Source organism: Colwellia chukchiensis (genome assembly GCF_002104455.1).
In the GTDB taxonomy this organism is placed as follows: Bacteria; Pseudomonadota; Gammaproteobacteria; order Enterobacterales; family Alteromonadaceae; genus Cognaticolwellia; species Cognaticolwellia chukchiensis.
In genome coordinates this window covers 48,207-60,981 of record NZ_NBOC01000010.1, presented here as the reverse complement: position 1 = coordinate 60,981, position 12,775 = coordinate 48,207, and the positions used below count along the sequence as shown (strand labels likewise).

Genomic DNA, 12,775 nt, shown 5'->3' with positions numbered 1-12,775 from the left:
GGGCCGTTTGGCCCTTTTTTTTGAGTTGAACTTATCTTTTTAAAGCTTTATGTTTAATACTAAATAAAAACTAAACCTCTGCTAGGAAGATTTGGTTGCAGATTTTTAATTGATCTAGGGTTAAGGATGTATACCACATGACCGAACAGAAAAAGTTACCCATTGATATTGAAGAAAATATTCAAAACTTAGCCGGCGATATTTATTTACAAATTGAAGATAAAATTACTGCACTGCTCAGTCACTACAGTGATAATATGGAAATTAGCGCTGACGTTATTACCCACCACCCTACGTTTATTGCCTTAGAAAAACAGCAACAAAACCAGCAACAGCAAGCTGAACAACAAGCAAAAGAATTCACTAATCAGCTCGCTAAGCTTGAAGCAGAAAGAGAAAACCAGCAAGCACAAATAACGCAATTACAAACCGATTTACTCAATGCTGAAAAGCTGAATCATGCGAAATTAACCGACTCTGAATTAGAGTTAAAAGAACAGCTTACCGAAAGCTCGGTATTAGCCGCTGAAACGGCGAAATTAACACAAGAAAACATTGAACATCAACAACAATTAAAGGCGCAGCAGGCTGAAGTAACCCACTTAACTGAGCAGTTAAAAGCCCTAGAAGTTGAACATCAATCTTTACTTAAAAACGATAAAGCCAAAGCCGCTACATTAAGTGTACAAAATCAACAGCATTCGGAGTTGCAGCTCAAGTATGAACAAGTGTCCAGTGAGCTAGAGTATTTAAAAGCTGAACAAGAGCAAAAAATATTAGCTGGTAAAGAAAAATCAAGCCATGAGCAGCAGCAACTCATTGAGTTAGAAGCACAAAATAAAGCATTGCAAGTGCAATTAAAAAATGAGCAACTAGCGTTACAACAACAAAAAGAAAGCACACTTAACGTTGAGCGTGAAAATAACGAGCTTAAAGAAAAACTGCATCATGTTGAGCAAACTTTGGCTAAAGTTGAGAGTAATGCGCAAGTTGCCAAGCAAGAGCACGACCATGAAAAACAACAATTAGAAAAAAAATGGCAGCAAACACAAACAGCAAGCGCCGAAGAAATTACACAAGTTAACGCGGATAATGAGCAATTAATGACGCAAAAACGTGAGCTAGAACGCGAACAACAAAAACTTGCCGCGGAAATGGCAAAAGCGAATGAAGCGTTGGCCGCAATGAAGAAGCAACAAGCACAAACCCAAGACTCACTATCAAGTCTAACGGTAGAAACTCAACAGCAGCAAGCAACAATTGCCAGCTTGAGCGCAGAAAAAACACAACTCCAAGCCTCACTAAGTAAAAACACAGCGCAATTTGAGCAAACACAAGCGCAACAATCACAGCAAATAACGACCTTAACTGCAGAGTTAGCAGACGAGGTAGCGGCGCATAATGCAGCGCAAGAGAATATCGCGCAATTGCAGCAGCAAAATCAAGCCCATAGTGACGCGTTAAAGCACTTAGAACAAGCAGCTGAAAAAGCGCAAAGCCAACAAGCAGCAGAGATTAACGCTTTGAACATCGAGCTTGCTGATGTGGTGGCAGCGCATCAAAATGCCCAAGCGAGTATCAACAAATTACAACAGCAAAACCAAGCACAAAGTGAAGAAATGGCGCGTTTGCGGCAACAAATTGAAAAAGAACAAGCGCAATTTCAAACAACACTGGCACAGCAAAATCAAAGTCAGCAAAATGCCGAGGCTGAGCATCAACAGCGTATTGCGGATAAAGATAAGGCGCTGGCAAAACAGCAACAACAGGCGGATAAGCGCCATGCTGAATTATCAGAAAACTTATCTCGCCAGACCACGGAGTTAACACAAGTCAAAGATACGCTGGTTAATCTCGAGCAAGAACACAGCAAAGCTATGACTAATACGGAAAACCTAACGCAACAGTTAAGTGATAAACAGATAGAACTCAGCCAATTAGAGAACGACTTAGCGGCTGCCCATGAGGCAACCGCCAAGAGTCGACAATGGCATCAAGAAAATAAAGATAAACAAGAGGCGGAATATAATAAGGCGCGGGAAACCATTAAATACCTGCGTGATGAAAACCATGAGTTAAATAATAAGTTAGAGCACCAGGTTACGGTGCTTGAAGATAAACTGACTGAGTATCGCTTGCGTTTTGAGTATGCGCAAAAACAATTAACCAAAGCAGAAAAATAACGTAAAAATATTGATATTATTTTTGGCGATATATCAGAGTAACCAGCAGAGATACTGACACTTAACACGATTTTAGGTATATAATTGCCAGATATTTTTTATTATCAGATCCGAGATTAAACGTGGCAATTCATTTACCCCTCAACAAGCTAAGTATATGGCAACAAGTGGCTTTTTCTGCCGCGCTACTTGAGCGCATGTTACCGAATTATCAACTATTTGCCGAGCATGCTGACTTTGGTAATGTAAAAGTGTTGCGAAATCAACTGGATTTAATTTGGCAATGGCTAGATAAAGCCAACCGGTGCAAAATTAATTACCAAGCGCAACTGACTAAACTAGAAGCAGAAGTGCCTAACCCTGAAGATTTTGATTTTTTTGGTGTATTTCCCGCGCTTGATTGTGCCATGGCGCTAATGTCGTTATTACAAGCTATGCAAGAGCCCAGTGATGACGCTTTCGCTAATGTCAGTAAATTGTCGGAAAATAGTGTCAGCTATTATGTCGAGTTGAGCTTAGCACAAGCCATTGACGATAATAACCACCATGATGAAGTGATTATTTCACCACAACAAATCGCACAGCACCCGTTAATGCAATGGGAAGTTGCCACCCAAAATGAATTGTTCGACTTTATAAAACAGGCCCGCGAAAACAAAGCCAGTTGTTTGCAGGCCAAAGCTATGGTGCTGGAAGAAGGCTTATCAAATTTGGGGATAGAAATTAGCGCCTGATCGCTATGTTTTAAAACCCTTATGTCTTTTGTTAACTACTACGCCATGCCGATCATTCAACGGCTGTTTTTGCTCCGTAGCCTAGCTATCGTGATCCAGCTATTAACAGTACTGATTGTCTATTTTGTCATGTCATTACAAATCGCATTACTGCCGCTAATGGCGGTCATTGCGGTTGAAAGTATCTTTCATATTTTTAGTATTTGGCTATTTAGGCAACGTGAGGCTGGCAATAGCGCGATTGTTTTTCAGTTGCTAGCCGATGTGGTTTTTTTAACCGTTTTATTGTCACTCAGTGGTGGTGCGACCAACGCTTTTGTTTCTTTGCTGTTGTTGCCTATTGTCATTGCCGCAGTCAGCTTGCCCGCCAGTTATTTACTGTTTATCTCGAGCTCTGCCATCGCATCGTACAGTATTTTGCTGCTGACCATGCCAGAGCACAGTATGCATCACATGGATATGAGTAACCACTTCATTGGTATGTGGGCAAATTTCTTACTGTCTGTGCTGGTGGTGACTTTTGTGGTCGGTGCGATGGCGCGTATTATTACCCACAGAGAAAGAGCTATCGCGCTGCAGCGAGAAGAGCAGCTAAAAAGCGAACAACTATTAGCACTTGGGGTGGCTTCGGCACAAGTGACCCACCAAGTGGCAACGCCACTGGCAAATATTCAATTATTATATGAAGAACTTGCGGAAGACTATCCCGATCATGAAGCAATAAAGGCCATGGCACAGCCCTTAGCGGCATGTCGTGAGCAGCTCGGATATTTTCGCTCGTTAGCGACCTCGATTCGAGAAAACAAAAAAAGTCAGCTTTCGGTCAGTGAATTAATTGAACAATTACAAGATCAAATTCACTTTCATTTTCCTGAGCAAAAGCTTGAGATCATGCAGCCACAGCCGATCAAGGCCAAGTTAGCCGCAGATGCTATGTTATTACCCGCCTTACTAAATTTAGTGCAAAACGCCATTCGTGCCAATCAAGAAAATCAGCAAAGCCATTTAAGTTTGACCGTACAACAGCAACCGAATGCTGTGTTATTACAGTTGCGCGACTATGGCGCAGGAATTAACGCCAATAGCCAGCCAAGACCAGGTGCAGTATTAGGTGAAAACTTAGTGCAAAGTGAATCAGGTTTAGGCATGGCGGTACTTTTGTCTAACGCGACATTTCAACGCTTAGGCGGTAAATTAACCTTAGCTAATCATAGCGAGCAAGGTTGTATTGCTTCGGTGACACTGCCGTTATTGGCAGATAATAAGGTAATAACAGCATGAAAAAACTCCTGATCATTGAAGACGACGTTGCCTTTGCCACTACCTTAGCAAGGCGCATGACTAAGCATGGTTTTCATTGCCAGCAAGTACACCAAGCCGATCAGGCTTTACATGCCTGCTTACAGCAAAAGCCGGATTGTATTTTACTGGATATGAAACTTGCTAAGGATAATGGTTTATTACTGATTAAGCCGATCAGGGCTAGTTTGCCTAAGGTAAAAATTGTTTTACTGACCGGCTTTGCCAGTGTGGCTACGGCGGTGCAAGCAATGCGCTTAGGCGCTGATGACTATTTAGCAAAGCCGGTGAATACCCAAATGCTGCTTACGGCCTTAGGTAGCGCCCCAGTAGCGCAAAAAGTGCCAAGTCTTGATAGCGAAATTATGTCTGCTGAGCGGGTTGAGTGGGAGCATATTAATCAGGTACTAAACAGCAATGCTGGTAATGTATCTGAGACTGCGCGTCAACTGGGCATGCACCGACGAACACTGCAAAGAAAATTACAAAAAAAACCAGTATCAAAATGATACTGGTTTTATAGTCATACCACTTAAACGCTAATGCGATTGTAAGTTATATGATTATCTAACAACAAAATAGTTAAGCTGGCCGAGTGATACCAGCGAACATCGTTGTTAAAACTGGTAATCTATGGCCAAATAAATATTTCTGCCCATGGCTGTGATTTTTTCGCCAATGGCAAGTTCACTGCCTTTGACCCGATTAACGCCACCTAAGTGATCACTATAGTGTCTATCTAATAAATTGTTGGCGCCCAATCGTAACACTAAGCCACTGCTAACAAAGTAATCAACTTGCCAATCTATCACCGCATAACCTGCGGTTGCTTGTTCATTATTAAGGGTCGAGACATGACGCTGTGCGGCATAAGCATGAATGGCTAAGTTGCTTTGCCAGTTTTGCTGGTGATAATGTAAATTGATCCGGCTATTGAGTGGTGAAATACGGTATAAATCATCATTAGTGTCGTCGCGCTTACCTTTAACATAGCTAACAATGCCGGAAAGGCTAAAACCATTATCTAGGCGATAATGCCAATTCATATCCATGCCGTATAACGTGGCGTCGATATTGGTAAAGGTCAGTGGGCTGTTATCTGCCATCATGCTAGCAACCATTTTGACGCGCATATCAGTCGCCGGCGTGCCTTGAATATAATCATGAATTTGCTGATAAAAAACTTGTGGTGCCACGGTAAAGCCAGCTTGCTCGTAGGCAAGCCCAACATTGACTTGATAGGCGCTTTCATGGCGCAAATGAATATTCCCGACATAGGTTTTGCCATCAGCTAAGCCGCCAGTTGCTTGCATAGGCAACCATAAATAACGCTCTTGATAGCTGGGCGCACGTTGTTTAATCGCCAGTGCATAGTTTAACGCTAAGTTGTTATGCCATTGATATTCGCTGTTTAATGCCAAATCAAAGGTGGTGTCTGAGACATTTCGTTTCGCGCCATTAAACTCATCTCGCAACGCCTTAATATTGGGGTTCATCATCGCCATGCTATGTGCAACTTGCGCGGCATCGGCGCGATTATCTTTGATGCGTAGCCCTAAGGTATGTGAAAACTGACCATGACTTGGTGTCCATTCAACAAATACCGAGTTGCGCTGGTTTTTTACCTGATTAAAGTTATTAATTGTAAACATCATATTTTCAGGGTTAGTGATGACAGCATTATGGGTGGCGTTATAGCTTTCAAGGCCAAATAACCAGTCAGCTTGGCTGAGCAAAAATTTATAGTCACGACTTTTTGCATCTGTGGTGTTATAACGATATTGGCCACTATGGTTATTGTTGCGTTGGCTAAAATTGTCCATGCCATGAACCGCGTCTTGATAGCCAAGCTGCCAACGTAATTGCCAACCACTGAGCTGAAATGCACCGTCGAGTCGGTAACGATCTGAATCGATAAAATCGATATCCATCGGCAATGCTGGTGTGCCAGCGTCTTCTGTTTTGGCATGATGCCAGCTAAAGCCTATTTGCCAGTTGCTTTGCTGATGGCGTAAGTCGCCACCGTATTGTTGTTTATTATATTGCGTGGCGGCAATGGTTCGCCCTGCGCCATCTTGGTAGTTGTTACCATTTTGCTCGGTTAAATAGAGTAACGCAGCGTTGTGTTTGTTATTGATATTAATATCACCGGCAAAGGTGCTTGCATCGTTTAGCTCGTTAAAGCTTAACGCCAAGTCGCCCGCTAGGCGTGCACCAGTGTCAACTTCAGCATTTTTTAAATTGACTTTTATTGCCCCACCTAAGGTGTCAATACCCGCGCTAACTGGGGCAATGCCACGATACACCTCCACTGACTGCACCATAATCGGGTTAATGTAGGTCAGTGGTGCATCCATGGCGTTCGGGCCGGCACTGACAATGTGCTGACCGGCAATATTTTTTGCCACGCGATCGGCAAACATACCACGGTATTGTGCGATGCCGGTAATCGGGCCATTTTTATTGATATTGGCGCCCGGTACGGTTTTTAACCAATCGGCCACATCGGGCATGATCAAGTTGCCTTCGGCGAAGGCACTATCTGATTGGGCAATATTCGGCGCGGCAATGGTGATCACTTCTATGCTGTTGGTCGCAAGATCATCAGCGAAAGCTTGTGTCGTGGTAACGGAAAAAATAATGGCAAGGGTACGGGAAATTTTAGAGCACTGCATGTTGCATCCTGTTGAGTAAGCGTAATGGGCTAACAGGGCAATTTTTACTGATATATTTTGTAAAAACAAAATGCTATCAACAGAGTGCGACATTATGTCGCAGTGGCATTTGACCTAGATCAACAGGCGCTAAAATGCACTAGCTCAGCTAACCAATAGCTGAGCTTTTTAGGCAGGAAAAATTAATTCAAATAGGTGTAACTTAGCAGGCAATTATCGTAAAAGTCGATCAGATTAACCCCTTCGCGCGGTTTTAAGTTACCCGCGGCGATTTGCTTATCAATTTCCTTTTTCACCATTTGCGCCATAATGGCTGGCGTGTATTGCATAGTGGATAAGACATTTTCTATTGATGAGCCTTTAACCACTTCTTCAATATAAAAATCTTTCGGGTCATCGTCGTCACTAAAAATATGTACTTCGTTAACACGACCAAAAAGGTTATGCATATCCCCCATTACATCTTGATAGGCGCCGGTTAAAAAGATACTGATAAAGTAATCTTGGTTCTCGTTTAAGCTGTGTAAGGGCAAGTGCGCAGCCACCTCGTCATCGCCAATAAACTTATCAATTTTGCCGTCGCTATCACAGGTAATATCCACTAAGCTGCATAACTTTGTCGGCTTTTCGTTTAAGCGCGAGATCGGCATAACAGGTAAAACTTGATCGATAGCCCAAGAATCAGCAGCAGATTGAAACACGGAAAAGTTCGCTAAATACTGTGACGATAAAAGCGCGGAAATCGCATTCAGCTCTTCTGGTATATAGTCACTTTGCTGTAATTGCGTTTCAATATGGTTAAGGATGCGCCAATACAGGGTTTCTACTTTTGCCAGTTCATCTAACGATAAAATGCCTAAATTAAAGGCTTGCATAGCTTGTGATTTTAACTGTTCAACATCATTAAATATCTCTTGCAGATTAGTGCCCTTATTCGGCGCGGCAAGTTCGTCTGCTAAGGCACGAATGTTAGTAACTATAATATGCTCGCCTTGGGCAGGCTCAGTGGCATAATCAGTATTACCTGGGCGAATTTCGCCAATCACCTTAGTGATAACACAAGAATGATGGGCAGTGATCGCTCGGCCACTTTCACTGACTAAGTGAGGCTGTGGCACGCCTGCCAGCTGACAGTTTTGTCCAAAACCATAAACAATATCAGCCACATATTCGGCCAAGTTATAATTACAGGACGAGTCATTAGTAGATTGTGAGCCATCATAGTCAACCGCCAAGCCGCCGCCAACATCAACATACTCAAGCGGCACCGCTTGTTTGATCAATTGGCAGTAGATCAATGATGCTTCTTGAACCGCTTCCTTGATGGCACGAATATCAGTTAATTGGCTACCAATATGAAAATGCAGCAGTTTCACGCAATCAATCAAGTCTTCTGCTTTTAACAAGCTAATGGCATTGAGAATTTCTGTCATGCTTAGGCCAAATTTAGCCCGCTCACCACTGGAGTGTTCCCATTTGCCTCGACCTTTTACCATCATTTTCACGCGGATGCCGATAACAGGCTTAATGCCGAGCTCTTTTGATAAGGCGATTAAGGTGGTCAGTTCACTGAACTTTTCAATAACAATGATGATGTTACGTTCAATTTTTAAACCAAGCAGCGCCAGACGTAAGTACTCTTCGTCTTTGTAACCATTTAAAATGGTCAGGGAATCTTTATTGGTGTTATAGGCTAAGGCGGCGATCAATTCAGGCTTTGAACCTGCCTCTAAGCCATAGTTAAAGCTGCTACCGGCGTCAACGATCTCTTCAATCACTTCACGCATTTGATTCACTTTAACTGGAAATACGCCGAAATACTGGCCTTGATAATTTGCTTCGGCAATGGTTTGTCGAAACGTGGTATTCAGTAATTCTACTTGCGAACGTAAAATATCATGAAAGCGCACCACGGCCGGAAACTGTATACCGGCGCTTGCGATGTCTTCCACCACTTCGGCTAAGTTAATTTTTAAATTTGGTTGATCATGACGTGGTATCACATGAATATCACCACTGTCGCCAATATCAAAATAGCCGTTGCCCCACCGACTAATACCATATATGTTTTTGGCCTCGTTAATTGACCAAGTGTCAGCTGTTTTTTTCACGTTCAAATCCTACTTCATCGACAATATTAATTCACGCACAACTTTGGCGGCAAAAACGTCACTGTTACCTGTGCTATCAATATTTGGCGCAAGCTCCACCACATCACAACCGACAAAATTCTTGGTTTGTAATATTTTGCATAAGCTGACAAAAGAGTGAAAATCTTCACCACCTGGCTCAGGCGTACCAGTACCGGGAAAAAAGCTTGGGTCAAAATAGTCAAGATCTAAGGTTAGATAGATTGCTCGTTGATCGTCGATAGCCGCCACAGCTTGCAAAAATTCAGCCCGAGAGCTTTTTAAGGTCTTGTGTGCTTGCATCCATTGATATTCTGCTTTGGTGCCCGAGCGAATACCGTATTGGATCAGTTGCTGGTCTGGACCAAAATGCTCATGCACACGACGGATAATGGCGGCATGAGAATGATGAAAACCTAAATAACCATCGCGCAAATCGGCGTGTGCGTCTAAATGAATAACCACCAAGTCGTGATATTGCGCTAAATAGCTGGTAATGGGAGCGTAAGAAATAGAATGCTCACCCCCTAAGGTGATCACTTTAATTTGCTCAGTTACTAAATCTAAGCCATCAAATAGTTGCTTAAAATCATCACTGGCATTTTGCCACTGTTGGTTAATGTCTTGCTGCTCATTACCAGTTGCGACTATAGCGGTAGATAAATTACCGAGATCATAAAAGTCAATATCTTCAAGATCAGCGTTTAAATAAGGCGAGTATGACTCTATGCCATCAGAAACTTTGCGTAAGGCATTGGGGCCATCTTTTGTGCCCTTGCGAAAGCACGCGGTACCATCAAACTCAAAGCCGATTAAATGAACACTGTGACTATAAATTGCGCTACTGGCCTGTGAGCATTCAAAGGCTGGCTCGGCATGGTTTAAGCGAATATGAATATCTGAAATTTTACGTTGCATTAGCAAAGCACCCAGCGCTAGATTCACTTTACATTGTCTTAGTGAACGGCACCCGACAGGAAAAAAAGCGCAATTATGCGGAAAATTTGCTGAAAGTATAGTGTTTTTTTACTAAAACTTTAGATTATTTTTTCAGCAACAAAACAGTTAATTTTTTTATTGTAATTAAATTTTTTTTTTGTAGAATACGCGCACTTTTTTGCCCATTAATTAGGCAACGTAATTACACTAGCAGTTTTTGCTGCTATGTCGTTGAGGATATGTTTTTGTTTTTTGAAGGCTCAGAAAAAAAAGCGGAAGTTATTATCAAAGCGCCATTACTTTCACTACTTGATGATATTGATGATGATTTTTGGAAGGCATTGGTACAATGCTGCAATGCGCAAATTTTATCGTCAATTCGTAATCATGACTGTAAAGCATTTTTACTGTCAGAATCGAGTTTATTTGTTTGGCATGACCGTTTTTTAATTTTAACCTGTGGTAACACCCGTTTAGTGCACTCGGTGGAATATTTTATTCAGCAAATAGGCATGGATAAAATACAGCAGGTAATTTATCAACGTAAAAATGAATATTTTGCTCATGCTCAGCCGAGTAGTTTTGGTGATGATATTAAATTGCTTGCACAATATGTCTCAGGTAAAGCCTATCGCTTTGGTGAGCTAGACAGTCACCACAATTATATTTTTCATCAAGACAATAGCAGTTTTAAAGCTGAAAGTGACGATAAAACTTATGAATTTCTGGCTTATCAAATTAGCCAGCAAGCGTCTGAAAAGCTAACCACGGTTGGCTTGAAGGCCGAAGAAATTCGCCAATTTTTACAACTCGATCAGTTGATTGGCGACTTTATGCTCGATGATTTTGTTTTTGACCCATTTGGTTACTCTGTTAATGCCATAAAAGGCAAACAGTACTTAACTATTCATGTTACCCCGCAAGCGGACAGTAGCTATGTTAGCGTTGAGTCTAATATCAACTTAAGGGCACTTGCGGCTAAGTTTTTAACTATATTAACGCCAAAATCATTTGATTTATTGAGCTTTAATGACTTTGACTTTATTAACTTAACCGAGGAATTTATTCCGGCTAGTTATGTCAGCAAGTCACGAGTTACTGAGCAATTATCCAATAATTATACGGTTGGCTTTGCTAACTATATTTTACCGCAACAAGCCTTTGCACCCGCTGCCGTGCTTGATATCGCAGGAGAAAACCATGCACTCTGATTTATGGCTAGAAGAAAAATTTGAAGACTTTTTAGGGTTAAAATTTAAAGTAGAAAAAGTGCTTTTTTCTGGTAAAAGTGACTTTCAAACGGTAGATGTTGTTGAAACAAAGGGCCATGGCAAAATGTTGCTTAATGATGGCTTAGTTATGGTCACCGAGCGTGATGAATTTGCCTACCATGACATGATCACGCATGTGCCACTATTTGTTCATCCGGCGCCGAAAAATGTGTTAATTATTGGTGGTGGCGACGGTGGTACCGCCCGTGAAGTGCTGCGCCATCAGAGTGTGGAAAAATGCACTATGGTGGAAATTGATGCCATGGTGGTTGAGGCCTGTCGTCAACATATTCCGCAAACCGCCAAAGACTTAGATCATGAAAAACTGCAACTCATTATTGGTGATGGTGTTGAGTTTGTTAAACAAACAACAGAAAAGTTTGATGTCATCATTGTTGATAGCACTGATCCAATTGGTCCTGCGCAACCTTTGTTTGGCGAAGCCTTCTACCAAGATGTGTTTAATTGCTTATCTGCTGACGGCATTGTGGTCTCACAAGGCGAATCATCATGGTATGCCATGGAAATTCAGCAATCACTATTAAAAGTTTTGAATGCGGTATTCCCGCAAAGTTATTTATACTCGTTTAGTAATTTAACGTACCCAGGCGGCTTGTGGAGCTTTACGTTTGCGAGCAAGCAATATCACCCAGTGGCTGACTTTGACGCAACACGCGTTGCTGCCAGCGGCCTTGATTTTCAGTATTATAATCAGGCGTTACACAGTGCCGCCTTTGCGTTACCAAACTTTGTCAAAAAGGGCTTAGCAGGTTTAATTGATAATAGTTAACGCCTTGCTGCCAACTAGTTGATAAAAAGCCATAATTGTTATCAACAATTATGGCTTTTTATATAGCAAGACAGCAGATCTAGGTAGTGATTTAGTTATACGCATATCGACAAGGTCAAATAGTGCATTTAGGCTGTTGGCTATTTTGATAAAGGCGGTAAATCACTTGCCCGGCTATTTTTTCTTTTAACAATTGCCAATGGCTCGGCATGGCTTGTTGATTGTGATCTGCTTCCATTTCTACATAGATCAAGGCATCGTCAGTTAAACCTTTTGCTGCTAATAGCTCTGCGCTTTGTTGTGCTAATCCTTGTCGAAATGGCGGGTCGAGAAACACCAACGAGAACCGTTCTTGGTTTTGTTGCAAAAACGCTAAAGCATTTTGCTGAATAACTTGCATTTGCTGTGCTTGCAATAAACTTTTATTGCTTTTTAATTGCTGCGCCGCTGCTTTATTTAGTTCTACTAAGGTAACTGCACTGGCGCCGCGTGATAGGGCTTCAAAGCCTAAACTGCCCGAGCCAGCGAAACAATCTAAACAGTTACTGTCTTGAATATATGGCATTAGCCAATTAAAAACGGTTTCTTTAACACGATCTGTGGTTGGTCGTAAGCCATCTGCCAAAAGTACCGGTAATTTACGGCCACGGTGTTGACCAGAAATGATACGAATTTGGCCTTTGCGGGCGTTTTTGTCTTGTTGTTTTTTGACTTTGCTCATATCTTAAACAGCTTTTGTTTTTTGTCGGCAGGTT

The 12,775-nt window shown here is 41.9% G+C and carries 10 protein-coding genes; 6 read left to right on the top strand and 4 right to left on the bottom strand.

Features of this window, described 5'->3' with window-relative positions:
* Positions 1–137: 137 nt before the first annotated feature.
* The 4 genes from B6K83_RS11935 to B6K83_RS11920 all read left to right on the top strand — a co-directional run bounded on the left by B6K83_RS11935 (position 138) and on the right by B6K83_RS11920 (position 4,725).
* Entirely contained in the window at positions 138–2,183 is a 2,046-nt protein-coding gene (locus B6K83_RS11935) for a coiled-coil domain-containing protein (protein ID WP_085285155.1), read from the top strand.
* A 122-nt stretch (positions 2,184–2,305) separates the two neighbouring features.
* Positions 2,306–2,917: a YjaG family protein gene (locus tag B6K83_RS11930; protein WP_085285154.1), complete on the top strand. Its 612-nt coding sequence runs from the start codon at positions 2,306–2,308 to the stop codon at positions 2,915–2,917.
* 21 nt (positions 2,918–2,938) lie between these two features.
* A complete protein-coding gene (locus B6K83_RS11925) occupies positions 2,939–4,198 on the top strand; it encodes a sensor histidine kinase (protein ID WP_085285153.1) in 1,260 nt (419 codons plus the stop codon).
* Positions 4,195–4,725 (top strand): response regulator transcription factor, encoded by a 531-nt coding sequence (locus tag B6K83_RS11920; protein ID WP_085285152.1) that lies wholly within the window; start codon positions 4,195–4,197, stop codon positions 4,723–4,725. Before B6K83_RS11925 ends, B6K83_RS11920 begins: the two co-directional genes overlap by 4 nt.
* A gap of 108 nt (positions 4,726–4,833) precedes the next feature.
* Here B6K83_RS11920 and B6K83_RS11915 read toward each other — a convergent pair whose 3' ends face one another.
* From B6K83_RS11915 to speB, 3 genes are all read right to left on the bottom strand, one after another.
* Positions 4,834–6,891 (bottom strand): TonB-dependent receptor, encoded by a 2,058-nt coding sequence (locus B6K83_RS11915; protein WP_158088351.1) that lies wholly within the window; start codon positions 6,889–6,891, stop codon positions 4,834–4,836.
* Positions 6,892–7,073: 182 nt separating this feature from the next.
* Positions 7,074–9,002 (bottom strand): biosynthetic arginine decarboxylase, encoded by a 1,929-nt coding sequence (speA, locus tag B6K83_RS11910; RefSeq protein WP_085285150.1) that lies wholly within the window; start codon positions 9,000–9,002, stop codon positions 7,074–7,076.
* Between the two features lie 9 nt (positions 9,003–9,011).
* A complete protein-coding gene (speB, locus tag B6K83_RS11905; protein WP_085285241.1) occupies positions 9,012–9,938 on the bottom strand; it encodes an agmatinase in 927 nt (308 codons plus the stop codon).
* A 266-nt stretch (positions 9,939–10,204) separates the two neighbouring features.
* Between speB and B6K83_RS11900 the strand changes: the two genes are divergently transcribed.
* The gene (locus B6K83_RS11900) at positions 10,205–11,170 is read left to right on the top strand and encodes a hypothetical protein (protein ID WP_085285240.1); all 966 of its coding nucleotides are present in this window, start codon (positions 10,205–10,207) and stop codon (positions 11,168–11,170) included.
* Positions 11,160–12,020 carry a polyamine aminopropyltransferase gene (speE, locus tag B6K83_RS11895; RefSeq protein WP_085285149.1) on the top strand — a complete coding sequence of 287 codons (861 nt, stop codon included), beginning with the start codon at positions 11,160–11,162 and terminating at the stop codon, positions 12,018–12,020. The genes B6K83_RS11900 and speE overlap by 11 nt, the downstream gene beginning before the upstream one ends.
* Before the next feature lie 115 nt (positions 12,021–12,135).
* Here the strand turns inward: speE and rsmD are convergent, their stop codons facing one another.
* Positions 12,136–12,741, bottom strand: a complete 606-nt coding sequence (gene rsmD, locus B6K83_RS11890) for a 16S rRNA (guanine(966)-N(2))-methyltransferase RsmD (protein WP_085285148.1) — start codon at positions 12,739–12,741, stop codon at positions 12,136–12,138.
* Between the last annotated feature and the right edge of the window lie 34 nt (positions 12,742–12,775).

Excerpts from the sequence above, each read along its gene's own strand:
- B6K83_RS11920 (WP_085285152.1), top strand. The coding sequence starts at position 4,195 with ATGAAAAAACTCCTGATCATTGAAGACGACGTTGCCTTTGCCACTACC.
- B6K83_RS11935 (WP_085285155.1), top strand. The coding sequence starts at position 138 with ATGACCGAACAGAAAAAGTTACCCATTGATATTGAAGAAAATATTCAA.
- B6K83_RS11915 (WP_158088351.1), bottom strand. The coding sequence starts at position 6,891 with ATGCAGTGCTCTAAAATTTCCCGTACCCTTGCCATTATTTTTTCCGTT.
- speB (WP_085285241.1), bottom strand. The coding sequence starts at position 9,938 with ATGCAACGTAAAATTTCAGATATTCATATTCGCTTAAACCATGCCGAG.
- rsmD (WP_085285148.1), bottom strand. The coding sequence starts at position 12,741 with ATGAGCAAAGTCAAAAAACAACAAGACAAAAACGCCCGCAAAGGCCAA.
- B6K83_RS11925 (WP_085285153.1), top strand. The coding sequence starts at position 2,939 with ATGTCTTTTGTTAACTACTACGCCATGCCGATCATTCAACGGCTGTTT.
- speE (WP_085285149.1), top strand. The coding sequence starts at position 11,160 with ATGCACTCTGATTTATGGCTAGAAGAAAAATTTGAAGACTTTTTAGGG.